Source organism: Polymorphospora sp. A560 (assembly GCF_045781765.1).
GTDB classification, from domain to species: Bacteria; Actinomycetota; Actinomycetes; order Mycobacteriales; family Micromonosporaceae; genus Polymorphospora; species Polymorphospora lycopeni.
Genome location: NZ_CP122282.1, coordinates 4189873 through 4208061, shown reverse-complemented (window position 1 = coordinate 4208061; position 18189 = coordinate 4189873). Strand labels below are relative to the sequence as shown.

The window sequence follows — 18189 nt, the reverse complement described above, 5'->3', positions numbered from 1 at the left end:
CGTCAGCGGCTCGGTCCGCACGGGCACCTGCTGGGAGCCCCGGTCGGTGCGCCGCAACCACGGACGGCCGTGCCCGTGCAGCGAGCGAAGCCGCCGGTCCAGCCGGCCCCGACGGCCCCGCCCCGGGACGACGACGAGGACTGGGACCTCGGTGGGGCCAAGGAGCCGTACACCTATACGGCGGGATTCGCGTTCATCGGCAGGGACAAACGGCCACAGGTCCGTATCGACTGCTACGTGGGCGACGAGTGGGTCTCGGAGTACGGCTACCGGTTCACCAACCGCGAGGTCACCGAGCCGACCGACAGGCGTGTCACCTGGGCGATCAAGCAGCTCGGGTTCCGGATCGAGCGCGGGTCCACCTGGAAAAAGGTCGAACACGAGGAATGGATGATCGACGTCGAGGAGACCGGCGAGCCCGGTGTGGGGTCGTTCCCCAAGGTCCAGTCGGTGGACGAGGTCGTCTCCAGAATCCTGCGTTGACCGGGGCGGCCGCCCGTTCGGGCTGCCGAGATGGCGGGACAGCGTCAGACGGCGTACGCGATGGAGCCATCAGAGCGTAGCGGGATGCGGGTCAGCGGCCGTCCGGTCAGGTCCTGCGGCTGCGCGCCGGCCAGATCCAGGGTGACCCCGAGCCCCGGTTCCTCTGGCACCGGCAGGTAACCACCCTCGCGGCGTACGCAGGCTCGCGCCGGCCCCTCGGCAAGCTCGTCGTCGAGCGGCGAGTACTCCTGGGTGACGAAGTTCGGGATCGCCACGTCGAGGTGCACCGACGCCATGGTCAGCAGCGGCCCGAGGCAGTTGTGCGTCACCACCGCCGCATGATGCGCCTCGGCCAGCGCGGCGATCTTCCGGCCGTGGCTGAGCCCGCCGGCGAGCCCGACGTCGGGGCGTACGTACTGGGCGCCGCCCTGGGCGAGCAGTTCCTTGAACTCCCAGATGGTGTGCAGCCGCTCCCCGTTCGCGCTCGGCACCCCGAGGGCGCGCCGGGCCACCTCGGCCTGGCTGCTGACGCTGTCGATCTGGATGGCGTCCTCGACCATCAGCGGGTGGTGCGGGGCCAGGGCGGGGATGACCGCCGCCGCCTGGAGCGGGGTGAGCTTGCGGTGGAGTTCGATGAGGATGTCGACGTCCGGGCCGACGGTGTCGCGTACGGCGGCGGTGGTCTTCGCCGTTTCGGCGACGAGCCGGGCCTGTGACAGGTCGCCGTAGTTGGCCGGCAGCGGGTCGAACTTGACGGCGGCGAAGCCGTCGGCGACGGCGGCGGCGGCCTGGGCGGCGAGGGTTTCGGCGCCGGTGCCGGGCAGCAGCAGGTGCAGCCGTACCTTGTCGCGGTAGCGGCCGCCGAGCAGGTCGAAGACGGGTACGCCGAGGGCTTTGCCCTTGATGTCCCACAGGGCGATGTCGATGGCGGAGACGGCGCCGCCGAGGACCGCGCCGCGGAACGGGCCCATCCGGTAGAGGTGCTGCCAGTGGTGTTCGATGCGGGCCGGGTCGGCGCCGACCAGGTGTGGCCGGAACGTCTCGACGACGGCGTGTACGGCGGTCGGGTAGCCCCAGCAGGCGGACTGGCCGACGCCGACGAGTCCGGTGTCGGTGTGCACGGTGACGAAGTGGGCGTCGCCCAGTACGACCGACTCGACCTCGGTGATCCGCATCATCGCTCCCTGTGCCGCCGGGGCCGGCGCGGCGCCCGGGAGAGCGCCCGCACCGTGGCCGGCAATTTAAGTCCAATAACGGCCACAACCTTGCACCTGCACTCTTCCATAGCTTCGCGGCGTGGTCTAGGCTCCCCAACGAACGAGCCGCATTACGGCTCATACGATCCCAGGGGGTGTGATGGGTCTGGCGGACGACTACCGGTCGATGGCGCGGATCCGCCGGTTCGAGGAGCGGCTGATGACGCTCAAGGACGAGGGCGAGGTTCCGGGCTCGATCCACCTGTGCAACGGCCAGGAGGCGATCCCGGTCGGGGCCGCCCGGGTCCTGCGCGACGGCGACTACGTGTCGGCCACCTACCGCGGCCACGGCTGGGCGCTGGCCCGCGGCGTCGACATGGCCGCCCTGTTCGCCGAGATCATGGGACGCGACTCCGCGCTGTGCGGCGGCCGTGCCGCGTCGCCGTACCTGTCGGACGTCTCCCGGCGCTTCGTCGGCGAGAACTCGATCGTCGGCGCCGGTGTGCCGGTCGCGGCCGGGGCCGCGCTGACCGCCCGCCACCAGGGCACCGGTGACGTGTCGGTGGCGTCCATCGGCGACGGTGCGATGAACCAGGGCAACGTGCACGAGGCGCTCAACCTCGCCGCCGTACTCGACCTGCCGCTGATCCTGGTCGTGGAGAACAACGTCTACTCGGAGATGTCCCGCATCGACGACATGGTCCGGGTCAAGCAGCTCGCCGAGCGGGCCGCCGGCTACGGCATCCCGGGCACCGTCGTCGACGGCAACGACCCGGACGCGGTGGCCGCCGCCGTGGCGACCGCCGTCGAGCGGGCCCGCGTCGGCGACGGACCCTCCATCGTGGAGGCGATGACCGAGCGGCTGGTCGGCCACTACAGCGGCGACGCCCAGCACTACCGGCCGGCCGGCGAGATCGCCGACGCCCGTACCCGGGAGCCGTTGGTCCGGATCCGCAACGCCGCCGACGCCGCGCTGACCGCCACGCTCGACGCCATCGACGCCGAGGTGGCCGCCGAGGTCGAGGCCGCCGTCGCCGCCGCCCGCGCCATCGCCTTCCCCGACCCGGCGACCGTGAAGGAGCACCTCTATGCCTGAGTCGCTGCGCTACATCCAGGCCGTCAACCACGCCCTGGCCTGGGCGCTCGACAGCCGCGACGACACCGTCTACTTCGGTGAGGACGTCGCCCTGCCCGGCGGGCCGTTCGGCGCCACCAAGGGGCTGCACAAGCGGTTCGGCGACCGCCGCATCTTCGACACCCCGATCTCCGAGACCGGGTTCCTCGGCATGGCGCTCGGCAGCGCCATGACCGGCCTGCGGCCGATCGCCGAGATCATGTACGCCGACTTCGCGTTCGTCGCGATGGACCAGATCGTCAACCAGATCGCCAACACCCGCTACTCCAGTGGCGGCCGGTGGACCGCGCCGCTGGTGATCCGGATGCAGCAGGGCTACTCGCCGGGCGCCTGCGCCCAGCACTCGCAGTCGATCGAGGCGTACCTCGCGCACACCCCGGGACTGCGGGTCGCGCTGCCGGCGACGGCCGACGACGCGTACCAGATGTTGCGTACCGCCGTGACCAGCGACGACCCGGTGGTGGTCGCCGAGGCCCGGATGCTCTACCCGACCCGGGGCGAGGTCCGCCTCGACGCGCCGGTCGAGCCGGTCGGCGGCGCGAGGGTGGTCCGCCCCGGCACCGACGCGACCGTGGTCGCCTGGTCGCGGCTGGTCCCGGTCGCCGTCGAGGCGGCGAACCAGCTCGCCGCCGAGGGGATCGAGGTCGAGGTCGTCGACCTGCGCTGGCTCAACCCGCTCGACTTCGACACCGTCGCCGCGTCGGTCGGCCGCACCGGCCGGCTCGTCGTGGCGCACGAGGCGAACCTGACCGGCGGCTTCGGCGCCGAGATCGCCGCCCGCGCCGCCGACGAGTGCTTCGCCGACCTGCGGGCCCCGGTGCGCCGGGTCGCGGCTCCGGACGTACCGATGCCGGCCGCGCCGTCGTTGCAGGCCGCGGTGGTGCCGGAGGCGGCGGCCGTGGTCGACGCGGTCCGCCGGACCCTGGCGTGACCACCGCGACCGGACCCGGCCCGGCCGGCGGCGACCCGAACGCCGCCGACGCCGGACCCGGCCGGGGACGGCCGGGAACGGCGCCGGGCTGCTCGCCGGGCGGCGGGTCGTGGTCGTCGGCGGCGCGTCCGGGATCGGTCTCGCCACCACCCGCGCGGCCGCGGCCGCCGGCGCCGCCGTCGCGGTCCTCGACCTCGACGGCGACGGCGCCCGCGCCGCCGCCGCGCAGGCCGGCCCGGGGGCGTACGGGTACCAACTCGACATCACCGACGAGGCGGCGGTCGCGGCCACCCTGGACCGGGCCGCCGCCGACCTGCGCGGAATCGACACCGTGCTGCACGTCGCCGGGATCATGCGCGGCCAGGGGCTCGACGTACGCGAGGTGACCGCCGACCTGTGGGCGCGGGTCATCGCCGCCAACCTCACCGGCCCGTTCCTGGTCGCCAAGCACGCCACCGGGCACCTCGAGGCGGCCGGCGGCGGCGTACTGGTCTTCGTGGCATCGAAGGCGGGCATCGTGACCGGATCCGGGTCGGTACCCTACGGCGCGAGCAAGGGAGGGCTGCACGGCCTGGCCCTGACCCTCGCCCGGCAGTTGCGGCCACGCGGCATCCGGGTGCACACCCTGTGTCCGGGCGACATCGACACCCCGCTGATGCGCCGGTCACTCGACGAGGCGGCGCGCAACGGCGCCGACGCGGCGGGGGTGGCGCGGGTCCGGGCCGGGCTGGGCCGTCCCGAGGACGTCGCCGCGGTGCTCACGCTGCTCGCCGCGCCGGCGGCCGACGCGCTCGACGGCACGGTCTACACGAGCTGAGCCGGGGCGGCCGTGTCGCGGCGGCCCCGGAGCAGGCGTACGACGGAAGGGCAGGGACCTTGATCGGGATAATCGGTCCGGAGGACTCGATTCGACTCGTGCTGGCGGTCGCCGAGGCGGAGGGGCGCGCCGGCGAGGTGACCGCCCGCGCCTACACCGACCCCGAGCAGGCCCCGGAGCTGGCCCGCGAACTCGACGACCTGTGCCAGGTGCTGCTGTTCACCGGCCGGATCCCGTACGCGTTCGCGGCCGCCAACGGGAACCTGCGCGCCGAGATCGACTTCGTCCCGCACGGCGGCATCGACCTCTACCGCACCCTGTCCCGGATGCTCATCGCCGGGGCCGGCCGGCTGCCCCGGGTCAGCGTCGACACGATCGAGGCGGCGACCGTACGGGAGACGTTCCACGACATCGACGTCGAGCCGCCGACCGAGATCCGGCCGATCGCCGACGCCAACGGGCTGCTCTTCTCCGGCCTCGACGAGATCACCGCCTACCACCGGGAACGCTACGAGTCCGGCGCCGTGCAGGCGTGCCTGACCTGCCTCGGCGCCGTGCACCGGGAACTGGCCGCCGCCGGGGTGCCGGTCTGGCGCGTCGAGCACACCCGGGCCGCGGTCCGCGACGCGCTGCGCCGGGCCTGGCTGGCCGCCGAGGTACGCCAGTCCCGGGCCACCCAGATCGCCGTCATGATGATCGAGGTGTCCGCGCCGCCCGGCCGGCAGCGCGACCCCTACCAGGTCGAGCGGCAGCGGCTGCGGCTGCGCGAGGCACTGCTCGAACACGCCCAGCGGATGCGCGGCCGGCTCACCACCGTCGACGACAGCACCTTCGTCATCACCACCACCCGCGGCACCATCGAGGGCGCCATCGCCCGCCAGCGGGCCGGGCACGCCTCGCTGCTCGCCCTGCGCAACGTCGACCTGCCGCACACCGTCGGCTTCGGCGCCGGCACCACCATCGCCGCCGCCGAGGACAACGCCCGCAAGGCCCTCGCCCTCGGCCGCCAGGACGGGCACGTCCAGGTCGTCTTCCCCGACGGCGAGGTGTACTCGTCCGGTGACGCCGCCGTACCGCGCCGGCTGCGGGAGACCGCGCCCGGCGTGCTGCGCGTCTCCGAACAGCTCGGCCTCGGTCCACTGTCGACGCGGCGGCTGCTCGACGCCCTGCACCAGATGGACCCCGCCCAGGTGACCGCCCGCGGCCTCGCCGACGCGTACGGGGTGGAGGCCCGCTCCGCCCGCCGGCTGCTCAACGCGCTGCGCGCCGCCGGCTTCGCCGAGGAGGCCGGCGTGCACGTCAGCACCGGCGCCGGCCGCCCGCAGACCGTCTACAAGGTGCAGCTGCAGCGGCTGGTCAGCGCCCTGGACGGCGACGCGTCGTGAGGTTCGACCCGTGCTTCCTGGCCACCGCGACGTTCGCCGCCGACGCGGCGACCCGGCGCGAGCCGCACCGGGCGGCCCACCTGGCGTACGTGCGGGAACTGCTCGCCGACGGCACCGCGCTCGTCGCCGGGGCGCTGGCCGACCTGTCCGCCTCGGTGCTGGTGCTGCGCGCACCCGACGAGGCGGCGGCCCGCGCGGTCCTTTCCCGCGACCCCTACCGGGCGCACGGCGTGTGGACGTCGATCGAGGTCGTGCCGTACCTGGCGGCGACCGTGGACACCATCGGGAGGTAGCAGTGACAGTCCGGCCCGTCAACGGCATCCAGGTCGTGGGTGCCGAACACGCCCCGTACGCGGCCGAGCTGCTGCGCGCGGCGGGGCCCGACCCGCTGACGGTACGGCTCGTCGCCGACCCGGCGCTGGCCGAGGGGGCCTTCCGGATCGACGTACCGGAGACCGGCGACGTGGTGCTGACCGGTGACCCGTTCGCCGGCCTGGTCCACGCCGCCCGCGAACTCGCCGCCCGGATCACCCCGGCCGGGCTGCCGGTCGGCGTCCACGCCGACGAGCCGGGGCTGCCGCTGCGCACCCTGTGGACCTGGGACCACTCGACCAACTGGGACGAGCGGCAGCTCGGCCAGCAGGAGATCGGGGCGCTGAACCCGTACGGCAAGGGCGCCGACGCGTTCGGCGAGGACTACCGCCGGCTGGTCGACTTCTGCAGCCGGGAACGGATCGGCGGCATCGTCGTCTACGGGCTGCTGCGCGACGCGCACGGCGGCGTCGACGCCGCCCGCGACCTGTGCGAATACGCCAACGCGCGCGGGGTGCGGATCATCGCTGGGATCGGCGTCAACGCGTACGGCGGCATCTACTTCGACGGCCGGCACCGGTTCAACCTCGCCACCCACCTGCGGCGGCGTCCCGAACTGTCGGCCGTCCTGCCGCAGAAGGTCGGCTTCGACATCGACGAGTTCGGCGACCTGCACTTCCCGGCCAGCGAATACATGATGGCCGCCTGCCCGTCGCACCCGGACAACCTGGCCTGGCACCGCGACGCCATCGACTGGCTGCTCGACACGCTGCCGGTCGGCGGGATCAACTTCGAGACCGGCGACTACGGCAGCTGCGCCTGCGAGCGGTGCGCCGCCCGCACCGGCGGCGAGCGCACCTCGTGGTCGTACGAGGCGATGCGGGCGGTCTACCCGACGCTGCTGGAGACCGCCCGGCGGACCGGCCCGGCCGGGGTGCCGCTGCGGCACCTGGTCGAGGTCTACTGGGACAACATCTTCGACCTCGACGCCCAGAAGCCGCTGGCCGACCTGCCCGACGACGTCGCCTACCAGTACTGCGTCAACCGCGGCTTCTGGTACGACCACCGCGACCGGCTTACCGCCGGGCACGTCGCCGCGCTGCCGCACACCACCAACGTGCTGCGCACCCACGGCGGCTCGCAGTGGAACCGGCAGCGGCACTCGCTGGTCGCCGACATGTACGCCGACATGGCCGCCCGCGGCGGCGCGGCCGGGATGCGCGGGCTGACCATCTTCGCCGAGCCGTCCGCCTACCACCCGACGAACGAGATCAGCTACCTGGCGTACGCCCGGTTCACCTGGAACCCCGACCTGGCCTGGGACGACTTCTGGCGGGCCGAGGTCGTGCCCCGGCTCGGCGGCGCCGACCAGGCCGAGGCGTTCCGGGCCGGGGCGGCCCTGCTCGACGACCCGACCGCCACGGCCGGGGACCTTTCCCGGGTACGCGGCGAGGCGCTGGACGTGGTGGCGTCGACGACCGGCGAGGTGCAGCGCCGCTGGCTCTGGCTCGCCGAACGCACCGCCCGCTTCGCCCACGCCCTGACCCCGTACCACTGACGGTCTCTCCCCGCGATCTTGCACTTGTCGCCTCCCAGAAGGGACGAATGGAGGAGACAACCGCAAGATCGCGGGGACGGGGCGGGCTCAGCAGCGGGGGAGGAGCCAGTCGCCGGTCTCCGGGCTGACCAGGCCGAACCGGACCGCCGTCGTCGCCGCCTCCAGGCGCGAGTGCGCGCCCATCTTGGTCAGCACCTGCTGGATGTGGCAGCGGGCCGTCGCCGGCGCCACCCCGAGCGTGCGGGCCAGCTTGCGGGTGTCGTGCCCGCCGACCAGCGCCCGCAGCGTCTGCCGCTCGCGCGGGGTCAGGAACGCCGCCATCCGCCGGGCCTCCTGCGCCCGGTCGTGGTTGGCCGCCCGGGGCACCGGCACCGGCGTCGGCTCCGCGGGAAAGACCGTCTCGCCGTTGTACACCCGGTGCAGCAGGGCGGTGATCTCCCGGGCCGGCTGGCGCTTGTCGGCGACGCCGCGCACCTGCGCCTCCCGGGCGGCGGCGAGCAGGTCGGCGTCGACCCGCCCGGTCAGCAGCACGATCCGGGCGCCGGGGGCGACCCGGCGGAACTCGGCCAGCCGGGGCAGCACCGACTCGCGGCCGAACGTCACGTCGAGCAGGCAGATGTCGACCGCCTCCCGGCGCAGCACGGCCAACGCGCGGTCGGGGTGCCCGGTGACCGCCGTGATCCGCATCCGGGCGGCGGTCAGCAGTTCGGCGAGCGACTCGGCGAACACGGTGTGGTCGTCGCAGACCAGTACCCGGATCATCGGACCGCCCCTTCCCGGTTGTTCTCCCGGGTGGCCGCCGCGTGGACCGGGGTGAGCAGCACGACCCGGCCGCCGCCGAGCGGGCCGGATTCGATCCGTACGCCGCCGCCCCAGCCGGCGGTCAGGTCCCGCACGATCGACAGGCCCAGCCCGCCGGTGCGGGCGGCCGCCGCGTTCAGGCCGGGGCCGTCGTCGTCGACCCGGGTCACCGCCCAGCCGTCCTCGACCGCCAGGGTCACCTCGACCAGGCCGCGCGGCCCGGCGGCCCGTACGGCGTTCTGCACCACGTTGCGCAGCACCCGCCAGTACGCCAGCCGGTCGGCGTACGCCGACAGCTCCCGCGCCCGCACCCGTACCCGGGTCGTGGTGGCCGGGGCGATCGCCTCGACCACCTCGGCGGCGACGAGGTCCAGCCGCACCGGTGCGGCCGGCCCTCGGCCGGCGGGCAGTCGTCGTAGGCGCGTTGCAGCCGGTCGAGGCGCTCGACCTCGCGCAGGATCAGCCCGGCCCGGGCGCGGCTGTGCGGGCCGACGTCGGCGGCCTCGCCGAGCAGCGTGGCGAGCAGCGAGATCGTGCCGATCTGGTGGTGGATGTCGTGGCTGAGCTGCCGGCGCCCGGCGTCCGCCGCCGCGGCCCGCCGTCGTGCCGCGGCCGCGCGCGGTGCCGGCACCCGGCCGGCGGCCGGTCCCACCGCCTCCGGCCGGCCCGTCGTGCCGCCGGTCACCTCGCCGTCCGGTCGGCCGCCACCCGCCGGCGTCCTCTCCTGGTCCACGGTTGACCCTCTCCGTGTGGGTTCGTTACCAGACGTAACGCTACAAGCGGTGATGCTGCGACTACCCAAAGCGGCGACCTTGTCCGTCATTCGTCGTATCCCGGCTACGTACGGCCGGCGCCCGGCGCCGCCGGGCGCGCCCCGCGGCGCGCTCCGGTCCCCGGGGCGCGGGCGCGGCCGGCCCGCTGTCGCGGGTGATCCGCGACAGCAGGGTCCAGTGGTCACGGGCCGAGTCGAAGTCGGCCGTCGTCGCCGCCACGTCCGCCACCCCCGCGACCAGCACGTCACGCCACAGCTCCGGCGGCAGGCGCAGCCGGTGCAGGGCGTCGCCGAGGTAGTCGCGCACCAGGTCCGCGAACCAGCCGCCGCCGGCGAAGGCGTACGCCAGCCCGGCCCCCCACCGGTCGGCGACCAGCCCCGGATGGCCCGGCACCCGCCGGCCCGGCCGGACGTGTCGGTCCAGGCACAGTGCGTAGCTGACCGCGAACCGGGCCACGTCCCGCAGCGGCTCGCCGGAGAGTTCCGCCGCCTTCCACTCGACCACGCCGGTGACCCGCCCGTCGGTCAGCAGCAGGTTGCCGAACCAGAACTCGCCGTGCACCACGGTGCGTGGCGTACGGTGCCCGGCCAGCCGGTCGGCCGTCGGGCCGAGCCGGTCACGCAGTCGCCGGCCCAGCGCCGGGAACCGGTCCTCGCACTCGTCCAGCGCGTCCCACAGCAGGGTCACCGGAGCCGGCCGCCCCGCCGTCGCCTCCCGCAGGTCGGCCAGCCACTCCTTGGCGGCGGCGAAGTCGGCGCGTACCGCCCTGGGTCGGGCCGTGTGCCGCCAGCCGTGGAAGCCGGCGGCCATCGGCGTACCCGGCACCGCCGTCGTCAGCAGCGCCGGCCGCCCGTCCACCGGCAGGAAACCCACCGCCTCCGGCACGCTGCCGGCGACCCGGCCCAGCGGGCGGTCGCGCAGCGCGGCGAGCAGCCGGCCCTCCCGCTGGATGCCGTCCTGGGCCGCCGCCGTGGTCGGCGCCCGCAGCACCAGGTCCGGGCCGATCCTGTCGTGGATCACGAACACCGCGTCGGAGTCCGCCGACCGGCCGCCGGTCAGCACCACCGACACCCCGGGCCGGTCCAGCAGCCGCGACAGCTCCATCCCGCCCAGTAACCGCGGCTCCGGATGCCGCGCCAGTTCAGTCACGACGCCCACCCCCCTTCTCGCCGCTCTTCCTGCCGCCCTTCTCGTTGATCAAGGAGTTGTTGTCATGATCACGACCTGGTTTGTCCGGTACATCCCCTTGATCAACGAGGCCGGCGGGACGCGCGGGACGCGTGGGGGTATGGGTTGCGCCTACCAGGAGGCGGTCACCGGTCGGGGCGAACCGCAGCAGGCCGGGTGCGGCGCGGACCAGCCGTACGGCCGCCCACATCGGGGCGTGCCACAGCGTCACCCCGCTCGGCACGGTCAGCATCCGCGCCGTCCAGCGCAGCGCCGGCACCGTCACCTGTGTCACCGCCAGCGGGGCGGCCAGCGACGGCAGCGCCACGTACTCGACCTGTGGCCGTACCCCGGCCCGCCGGGCGAGCGGCCGTAGCCGCCGGCCCAGCAACGCCACCGGCGTACCGGGCGGCAGTTCCCGCAGTTCGCGCAGTGCAAGGTCGCGCCGGCCGGCGTCGACCACCACGGTCCCCGGCGGCAGCAACAGCCGCCACCGCTGGTCGCAGTACCTCACCCGGACATCTCCCATCGCCATCAGTCGGAGCCCATCGCCGTCACTCGGAGCCCACCGAGCCCGTCACCGTCACTCGAATCCCCATCCCGTCACCCGGCCCACCCGCCGGTCACCGCCACGGCCGCCCGTCCCGGTACGTGTGGTCCAGCACCCGCCCCAGCGCCCGCGGCGTGAACCGGTCGCCGATCCGCTCCCGGGCCCGGATCGCCATCCGCGCCGCCTCCGCCGGCCGGTCGAGCAGGTGCCGGACCGCGCGGGCCAGTTCCCGGGGCCGCCCCGGCGGCACCAGCAGGCCGGTCTCGCCCGGCACGACCACGTCGGGTACGGCGTCCACGGCGGTCGCCGCGACCGGCAGCCCGGCCCCGATCGCCTCGATGACCGTGCACGGCAGCCCCTCGTGCCGGCTGGCGAGGGCGAAGACGTCGAAGGCGGGCAGCAGGTCGGCGACGTCGTCGCGGTGCCCGAGCAGGCGGAAGCGCGCGGCGACCCCGCGGGCCCGCGCCCGGTCGAGCAGCCGCCCGCGGCCCGGCCCGTCGCCGACCCACACCCCCCACACGTCGTCGCCGCCGAGCGCGGCCAGCGCGTCGATCCAGTCGTCGGGTGCCTTCTGCCTGCCGACCCGCCCGACGGTGCCGACGACCCGGACGCCGGGCGGTACGCCGAGCGCGAGCCGGGCCAGCCCCCGGGCGGTGCTGCCGGGCGCCCGCCACACCGGTTCCACGGCGGGCATGATGGTGCGGATCCGGTCCGGGGCGGCCACCCCGTGCCGGATCGCCGAGGCGGCGACCGCCGGGCCGACCGCGAGGAACGCGTGCGTACGCCGGGCCAGCCAGCGTTCGGCGGCCAGGTGCGCCCGTCGGCGCCAGCCGGCCTGGAACGGGTGGAACGGCAGGCCGTGGAAGGTGTGCACGACACGGGGCGTGCCGGCCCGGTCGGCGGCGGCCCGGCCGAGCGCGCCCGCCTTCGCGGTGTGCGTGTGTACGACGTCGTAGCCGCCGTCGGTGATGATCCGGGTCAGCGCCGCCAGCGCCGTCCGGTCGGCGCGCGGCGCGACCCCGGGCACCAGGGCCGGCACCCGGGCCACGTCGAAACCCGCCGTGTACGCCTGCCCCAGCAGGTCGCCGGGCGGCACCTCCTTGACCGCCTCGGCTCCGAACAGGACGTCGTCACCGCCCGGGTCGTCACCGGGCGTGCGACCGCCGGCGACGAGGGTGATCTCGTAGCGGGCGGGGTCGAGCGCGAGCGCACCGCGCAGGGTGACCCCGCCGGCCCCGTCGGCCAGCCGGGTGATCATCAGGGCGACCCGCAGCCGGCACCGCGTCACCGGCCCGCCCCGGCCGGCACACCGGCTCCGGCGGCCCGGGGCAGCCCGGACCGGGCGGCGGTGCCGGCGGCACACAGTTCCGACATCGACATCCGGCCGCCGCGGCGCAGGCCGATCCGCAGGCAGGGCAGCCGCTGGGCGTGCGCCTGCGCGATGTCGGCGACGGCCGGCTGGGCCGGCCCACGTCCGGTCGCCGACGCCAGCGTGGCGGCGAATCCCCAGTAGCCGGCGAGGCGCGGGGCGGCGTAGGTGGTGGCGACCAGCGCCCGGGCCGCCTCGTCGGCCTTGGCCTCCTCGATCGTGGTCCACAGCGCCTCCTCGACCACCACGACCCGGTCGGGGGCCAGTTCGGCGACCCGCAGCGCGGTCGCCGGCCGCCGGTCCGGCAGCCACCGACCGGCGGATCCGTCGTCCAGGCCGGCGCCGGCCCCGGCGGCCGGGTGCGCTTCGGCCAGGCCGAAGCAGCGCTCGTCGTCGGCGACGCACAGTTCGGGGGAGGTGACCGGTCCGGTGGTCAGCGCGGTCGCGACGATCCGGGACCGGCCCAGCTCGCCGGCGCCGACCAGCATCGGCGTGCCGGCCGGACCGCGTACGACGGTGGCGAGCAGCGGCACCCGCCCGCGCCAGCCGGCCCGCCACAGCACGGGGTAGTCGAGCAGGACGGCGGCGGCGAGCCGGCGCGCGGCGTCGCCGTACAGCCGGTTGGCCAGCCGGGCCGCCGGCCGGGGCCGGTAGCGGGCGACGACCTCGAGTTCGTCGCCGGCCACCACGGTCAGGTCGAAGCCGGAGCCGGCGGCGTCGCGCAGGACGGTCCGCTCGCCGTCGGACCACGCGTCGTCGCCGACCCGGCGCAGGCCGCGGACGTCGAAGGCCGACCGGTTCGGCTGCACCCGCAGCCGTACCGTGGGCGCGGCCGGGCCGGGCGGGGCCACCAGGCCGACGGTACGGCCGACGAGCCGGCGTACCCACGCCGGCCCGGGTTCGACCCCGACGATCTCGCCACCCGATCTGAACAGCATCGATGGATTCCCTTCCGGTGGGGAGGACGGCCGGCCGGCGCGGTCCGGTCGGCGGGCGGTGCTGGCGGGATTCAGTGGTCGGTGGCCCGCATGCCGCTGCGCAGCGCCAGGGCGACCGACTCCAGCGTCGAGTGCACGCCGAGCTTGGAGAGCATGTTCTGGGTGTGGGTACGCACGGTGTTGGTGGACAGGTGCAGCCGGGCGGCGATCTGCACGCGGCTGAACCCGTCGACCATGGCCTGCAGCACCTCGCGCTCGCGCGGGGTCAGCACGGCCAGCGGGTCGGCCTGCTGCGGTTCGAGACCGACCAGGGTGTTGAGCACCTGGCCGAGCACGTCCGGCGGCACCCACGCCTCGCCGCGGGTGACCCCCCGGATGGCCCGGACGAGTTGCTCGGGCTTGACGGTCTTGGGCAGCCAGGCGCGTACGCCGCCCTGCAGCGCCGACACCACCGAGTTCGGCGCGTCGACGCCGGTCAGCATCACGACCCGGGTGGTCGGGGAGGCTTCCCGGGCGAAGCCGGCCAGCGCGACCGCGCTGTCGTTGCTGAAGGCCATGTCGAGCACGAGTACGGCCGGGTGGTCCCGGGAGATCCGGGCCCGCACCTGCTCCGCGTTGTACGCGACCCGGACCGGACGCAGGTCCGGCTCGCGGGACAGCCGGGTCTGCAGCGCCTCGGCGAACAGCGCGTGGTCGTCGGCGAGCAGGACGGAGATGTCGCCGACATCCGGGGCCGCCCGCCGCATCCGCGGCAGGTCGGTGGAGACGTGCACAGGAATGACGCCCATGTCAATGGCGTACTCCTTTCGTGCGCGTTCCGCTGGCGAATGCGCCGAAGCGACATCGATGTACGAGAACGGGCCTACGCAAAACGCATGAACCGTGTCATCCAGTTCGGTCCACGTCGTTACATTGACCGCGTGGACCGTGCGGTCGTCCCTGGCATCCCGCGGCCGGCACCACGACCGCCGTCGTACGGCGGTGTTCCGCAGTCCGGTGCGGAGGGCGTGGCCGGCGGCGCGTCGTCGGCCACGCCGGCCCGGCCCCGGCGACCGTCCACTTCGACCGGCGCGGGTCCCACGGCGCTCCGCCGGGCGGCTAACCTGTCGGGCGTGGCGGCGCGGTCCACCGTCGACCGCCGGCCGGTCGCCCGCGTCGCCGTGGACGGAGGCGTGGCAATGTCCGACCTGACCACGGCGGGAGCGGGCGCCGATCCCGCGGCCGCGCCGCAGGTGCCCAGCACCGCCCGGATGATCGACCACTGGCTCGGCGGCACCGACCACTTCCCGGTCGACGTGGCGGCCGCCCGTGCCTTCGAGGGGGCGTACGGGCCCTGCGCCGAGATCTTCCGGTCGCTGCGCGGCTTTCTCGGTCGTACCGTCCGGCACCTGGGCGCCGCCGGCGTCGACAGCTTCCTCGTCTTCGGGGCCGGCGTGCCGACCCGGGGCAACGTGCACGAGGTCGCCCCGGCCGCATCGGTCCTCTACACCGACATCGACCCGGTCACGATCGCGCTCGGGCAGCGGATCCTGGCCGGCAGCGACCGGGCGGCCTACACGTACGGCGACGCGACGGACCTGTCGACGATCGACCCGGCGCTGCTGGGCCGGTACGTGCCCGCGTGGGGCCGGGCGCCGGTGGGAGTGGTGTTCCTCGGGCTCGCCGCGTTCCTCGACGACGCCACGCTGGCCCGGACCCTCGACGACCTGTACGCCGCCGTCCCGGCCGGCAGCCGGCTCGCGTTCGACTTCGACGGCATGGAACTGGCCGGCCATCCGCAGGCGCTGGCGCTGATGGGGGAGGGGTTCCACATGCGTGATCCGGCCGCGTTCCCCGACCTGCTCGGCCGGTGGCGGCCGACCGCCGACGGGATCGCCCCGGTCGCCCTCTGGCGCCCGGACGGCCCGCCGGAGGACGTCCCGGACGCCTTCCACGGCGGCGTCGCGGTGAAGTAGGGGCGGGTTCGACCGGCCCGCAGGGGCGCCGTCAGGCGGGTTCGATCCGGCCTGGAGAGCGCCGCGGGTGGGTTCGACCCGCCTGGAGGTGGCGCCCGGCGGGTGGAGGCCCGCCGGGCGGTCAGCAGTCGCGCAGCTCGGGCGTCTGGTTGAGCAGTTGCCCGCGGGGCGAGACGAACCGCTGGTAGGTGGGGCCGTAGGCGGCCGACGGCCGGAACGCGGCGACCCGGTGGCAGTTCTGGAAGGCCAGCTTGACCTGGAAGTGCCGTTCGAGGCCGGTGCGGATGGCGTCGCTGGCCAGGGCGCGCAGCAGTTGGCCGCGCTCGGCCTCGCCGGGCGGCGGGACGACGTTGTCGGCGTAGTCCGCGTCGTCGGCGCGCAGTTCGGCGACCACCCGGCTGACGGTCTCCCAGGCATACGGGAGGGAGGTGCGGACGCACTCGATGAACGCCTCGTCGTCGACCTCGCCGTACTCGGCGGCCTCCAGCAGTGTGGTGGGAACGGTGAGCGACATGGTCCTCCTCGGGTGACGCGCATCCTGCTGGCTTTGGGTAGCCGATCGAGAACATCACGTGACTGTCACTCACGTCAATTCCTTCGCTCGATAGTGAGTGGCCTATTGTCCTAGGATGCCCTACGGGGAGTGACGTACCGCACCCCGGCACCGCCGCGTCGCGGCGTACCCGGCAGCCGGAGAGGGGTCGGTTATAGTGGCTGCGCAACTGATCAGGACGGACGGCGACGCTGACGGCATCACCGCCACCGCCGTCCAGAGGCAGCCGTCATCCAGGCCCGTCACCACCCAAGTCCAGAGGGCGCCCGGAGGCGGGCCCGGTGCCGGCGGGTTCGGTGCGTACACCCGACCGCGGCGTGCGGGCGGGACGGGGGAGGAGCCACGGTGCCGCGTCCGCCGGCCGTCACCACCCACCGCGTGCTGACCGTCCCCAACCTGATCAGCTTCGTCCGCCTGCTCGGCGTACCGCTCTTCCTCTACCTGTTCCTGGTGCCCCGCGCCGACGTGGCCGCGCTCGTGGTGCTCGCGATCGGCGGCACCACCGACTGGGTCGACGGCTTCGTCGCCCGCCGGCTGCGGCAGGTCAGCCGGCTCGGCGAGGTGCTCGACCCGTTCGCCGACCGGCTCTACATCCTGGCCGTCCTCGTCGCCTTCACCGTGCGCGAGGTGGTGCCCTGGCAGTTCGCCGCCGCGCTGCTGGCCCGCGAGGTCCTGCTCGGCGGCTGCCTGCTGGTGCTGCGCCGGTACGGCTACGGCCCGCCGCCGGTGCACTACGTCGGCAAGACCGCCACGTTCCTGCTCCTCGCCGCCTTCCCGGTGCTGCTCCTCGCGGCCACCGTGCCGGCCGCCGCGACGGCCGCGTACGCGATCGGCTGGGGGCTGGCCTGGTGGGGCCTGGTCCTCTACTGGATCGCCGGCGCGCTCTACGTCGTCCAGGCCGCCGGCCTGGTCCGCGCCGCCCGCGCGGACGGCGGCGGGCGATGACCGACCGGGAACCGGGCAAGGAACCCGACGGTCGTGAGCCCGACGGCGGCGGGGCCGAGCAGCCGCGGACCTACGCCCCCGACTTCCTGACCCAGTTGTTCCGCACCCCGCTCGATCCCGGGTACGCCGACGCGGCGGCCCGCCGCGCCGAGGTCGGGCCGGTGACCGGCTGGCGGCGCAACACCCGCCGGGCGGCGATGGTCGCCACCATGCTCGTCGTCGGGGTGCTGCTCAGCGTCGCCTACCGGCAGACGATGCACGAGGAGCCCAGCCGCAGCCAGGCCCGCGCCGGCCTGGTCGGACAGATCAGGCAGAGCGAGGCGGACACCGCCGAACTCCAGCGGCGGGCCGAGTCGCTGCGCGCCGAGGTGGCCCGGCAGCGCGCCGCCGCCCTCGACGACCGGGACGCGGCCCGCCTGCGCGAACTCGAGGCGGTGACCGGCCTGGCCCGGGTGCGCGGGGACGGCGTCGTCGTACGGGTCGCCGACGGCCCCGCCGCGGTCGACGCGGTGACCGGTGCCGGTGGGGCCAACCTCGGCCGGGTGCTCGACCGGGACCTCCAGGACATCGCCAACGCCCTGTGGGGGGCCGGTGCCGAGGCGGTGTCGATCAACGGGCAGCGGCTGACGGCGACGTCGACGATCCGGGCGGCCGGCAGCGCCATCCTGGTCGACTTCCGCCCGGTCACCGGCCCGTACGAGGTCTCCGCGATCGGGCCACGGGACATGGACCGCAGGTTCAACGCCAGCGGCGCGGCCCGCCTGCTGCGTGCCGTCGCCGCCGACCACGGCATGTCGTTCGAGGTACGCCGGGTCGACGACCTGGACCTGCCGGCGGCCGGTGAGCCCCGGCTGCGGCACGCCGTACCCTCTCCGTCGGTGAGTCCGACACCGGTCTCACCCGGGCCGTCCGGCAGCACCGGGCAGCCCGCCGGCACCCCGTCGCCGTCCGGGGCGGGGCCGTCCACCAGCGCCCCCGGAGGCGGTTGATGATCGCTGTACTCGCCCTGATCGCCGGGGTGCTGCTCGGCCTGATACTCGACCCGACGGTGCCCCCCGCGCTGCAGCCGTACCTGCCGATCGCGGTGGTCGCGGCGCTCGACGCGGTGTTCGGCGGCATCCGGGCCCGGCTCGACGGGATCTTCGACGACAAGCAGTTCGTGATCTCGTTCATCTCCAACGTGCTGGTCGCCGGCGTGATCGTCTACCTCGGGGACCAGTTGGGCGTCGGCGGCCAGTTGTCGACCGGGGTCGTGGTCGTGCTCGGCGTACGGATCTTCGGCAACGTGGCGGCGATCCGGCGACACCTCTTCCGGGCGTAG

At 74.9% G+C, this 18189-nt stretch carries 20 protein-coding genes; 11 read left to right on the top strand and 9 right to left on the bottom strand.

Annotated elements, in window-relative coordinates; translation table 11 throughout:
• Positions 1 to 69: 69 nt before the first annotated feature.
• Positions 70 to 483 carry a hypothetical protein gene (locus tag QCD66_RS18765; RefSeq protein ID WP_375737115.1) on the top strand — a complete coding sequence of 138 codons (414 nt, stop codon included), beginning with the start codon at positions 70 to 72 and terminating at the stop codon, positions 481 to 483.
• Between the two features lie 44 nt (positions 484 to 527).
• On the opposite strand, the gene QCD66_RS18760 is transcribed toward QCD66_RS18765, so the two are convergent.
• Positions 528 to 1658, bottom strand: a complete 1131-nt coding sequence (locus QCD66_RS18760) for a mandelate racemase/muconate lactonizing enzyme family protein (protein ID WP_375737116.1) — start codon at positions 1656 to 1658, stop codon at positions 528 to 530.
• Between the two features lie 181 nt (positions 1659 to 1839).
• Between QCD66_RS18760 and QCD66_RS18755 the strand changes: the two genes are divergently transcribed.
• The 6 genes from QCD66_RS18755 (at position 1840) to QCD66_RS18730 (ending at position 7817) form a co-directional block, all read left to right on the top strand.
• Entirely contained in the window at positions 1840 to 2775 is a 936-nt protein-coding gene (locus tag QCD66_RS18755) for a thiamine pyrophosphate-dependent dehydrogenase E1 component subunit alpha (RefSeq protein WP_375737117.1), read from the top strand.
• Entirely contained in the window at positions 2768 to 3745 is a 978-nt protein-coding gene (locus tag QCD66_RS18750; protein ID WP_364223058.1) for a transketolase C-terminal domain-containing protein, read from the top strand. The genes QCD66_RS18755 and QCD66_RS18750 overlap by 8 nt, the downstream gene beginning before the upstream one ends.
• Before the next feature lie 109 nt (positions 3746 to 3854).
• Entirely contained in the window at positions 3855 to 4562 is a 708-nt protein-coding gene (locus tag QCD66_RS18745; protein WP_407566698.1) for an SDR family NAD(P)-dependent oxidoreductase, read from the top strand.
• Positions 4563 to 4621: 59 nt separating this feature from the next.
• Complete coding sequence (locus QCD66_RS18740) at positions 4622 to 5947, top strand: hypothetical protein (protein ID WP_357542152.1); 1326 nt, start codon at positions 4622 to 4624, stop codon at positions 5945 to 5947.
• Positions 5944 to 6240, top strand: coding sequence for a YciI family protein (locus QCD66_RS18735; RefSeq protein ID WP_364223067.1), 297 nt, complete (start codon positions 5944 to 5946; stop codon positions 6238 to 6240). The genes QCD66_RS18740 and QCD66_RS18735 overlap by 4 nt, the downstream gene beginning before the upstream one ends.
• Positions 6241 to 6242: 2 nt before the next feature.
• The gene (locus QCD66_RS18730; protein WP_375737223.1) at positions 6243 to 7817 is read left to right on the top strand and encodes a hypothetical protein; all 1575 of its coding nucleotides are present in this window, start codon (positions 6243 to 6245) and stop codon (positions 7815 to 7817) included.
• Between the two features lie 87 nt (positions 7818 to 7904).
• Here the strand turns inward: QCD66_RS18730 and QCD66_RS18725 are convergent, their stop codons facing one another.
• The 7 genes from QCD66_RS18725 to QCD66_RS18695 all read right to left on the bottom strand — a co-directional run bounded on the left by QCD66_RS18725 (position 7905) and on the right by QCD66_RS18695 (position 14203).
• Positions 7905 to 8579 carry a response regulator transcription factor gene (locus QCD66_RS18725; RefSeq protein WP_364223073.1) on the bottom strand — a complete coding sequence of 225 codons (675 nt, stop codon included), beginning with the start codon at positions 8577 to 8579 and terminating at the stop codon, positions 7905 to 7907.
• A complete protein-coding gene (locus QCD66_RS18720; protein WP_407566697.1) occupies positions 8576 to 8998 on the bottom strand; it encodes an ATP-binding protein in 423 nt (140 codons plus the stop codon). The genes QCD66_RS18725 and QCD66_RS18720 overlap by 4 nt, the downstream gene beginning before the upstream one ends.
• Positions 8999 to 9412: 414 nt before the next feature.
• On the bottom strand, positions 9413 to 10540 hold the full coding sequence (locus QCD66_RS18715) for a phosphotransferase family protein (RefSeq protein WP_407566696.1): 1128 nt from the start codon (positions 10538 to 10540) through the stop codon (positions 9413 to 9415).
• The gene (locus QCD66_RS18710; protein ID WP_375737011.1) at positions 10533 to 11072 is read right to left on the bottom strand and encodes a hypothetical protein; all 540 of its coding nucleotides are present in this window, start codon (positions 11070 to 11072) and stop codon (positions 10533 to 10535) included. Before QCD66_RS18710 ends, QCD66_RS18715 begins: the two co-directional genes overlap by 8 nt.
• Positions 11073 to 11181: 109 nt before the next feature.
• A complete protein-coding gene (locus QCD66_RS18705) occupies positions 11182 to 12396 on the bottom strand; it encodes a glycosyltransferase (RefSeq protein WP_364223085.1) in 1215 nt (404 codons plus the stop codon).
• The gene (locus tag QCD66_RS18700; RefSeq protein ID WP_407566695.1) at positions 12393 to 13415 is read right to left on the bottom strand and encodes a hypothetical protein; all 1023 of its coding nucleotides are present in this window, start codon (positions 13413 to 13415) and stop codon (positions 12393 to 12395) included. Before QCD66_RS18700 ends, QCD66_RS18705 begins: the two co-directional genes overlap by 4 nt.
• A 71-nt stretch (positions 13416 to 13486) precedes the next feature.
• Positions 13487 to 14203, bottom strand: a complete 717-nt coding sequence (locus QCD66_RS18695; RefSeq protein ID WP_357542132.1) for a response regulator transcription factor — start codon at positions 14201 to 14203, stop codon at positions 13487 to 13489.
• A 390-nt stretch (positions 14204 to 14593) separates the two neighbouring features.
• Here QCD66_RS18695 and QCD66_RS18690 point away from each other — a divergent pair, with 390 nt between their 5' ends.
• Positions 14594 to 15370 carry an SAM-dependent methyltransferase gene (locus QCD66_RS18690; RefSeq protein WP_375737014.1) on the top strand — a complete coding sequence of 259 codons (777 nt, stop codon included), beginning with the start codon at positions 14594 to 14596 and terminating at the stop codon, positions 15368 to 15370.
• A 121-nt stretch (positions 15371 to 15491) separates the two neighbouring features.
• Here QCD66_RS18690 and QCD66_RS18685 read toward each other — a convergent pair whose 3' ends face one another.
• Complete coding sequence (locus QCD66_RS18685; RefSeq protein ID WP_364223095.1) at positions 15492 to 15884, bottom strand: SCO5389 family protein; 393 nt, start codon at positions 15882 to 15884, stop codon at positions 15492 to 15494.
• Between the two features lie 384 nt (positions 15885 to 16268).
• On the opposite strand from QCD66_RS18685, the gene QCD66_RS18680 reads away from it, so the two are divergent.
• The 3 genes from QCD66_RS18680 to QCD66_RS18670 are packed head-to-tail and all read left to right on the top strand — an operon-like array spanning position 16269 to position 18189.
• Positions 16269 to 16868, top strand: a complete 600-nt coding sequence (locus QCD66_RS18680; protein ID WP_364223098.1) for a CDP-alcohol phosphatidyltransferase family protein — start codon at positions 16269 to 16271, stop codon at positions 16866 to 16868.
• The gene (locus tag QCD66_RS18675; protein ID WP_364223101.1) at positions 16865 to 17857 is read left to right on the top strand and encodes a DUF881 domain-containing protein; all 993 of its coding nucleotides are present in this window, start codon (positions 16865 to 16867) and stop codon (positions 17855 to 17857) included. The genes QCD66_RS18680 and QCD66_RS18675 overlap by 4 nt, the downstream gene beginning before the upstream one ends.
• A complete protein-coding gene (locus QCD66_RS18670) occupies positions 17857 to 18189 on the top strand; it encodes a small basic family protein (protein WP_357542122.1) in 333 nt (110 codons plus the stop codon). The genes QCD66_RS18675 and QCD66_RS18670 overlap by 1 nt, the downstream gene beginning before the upstream one ends.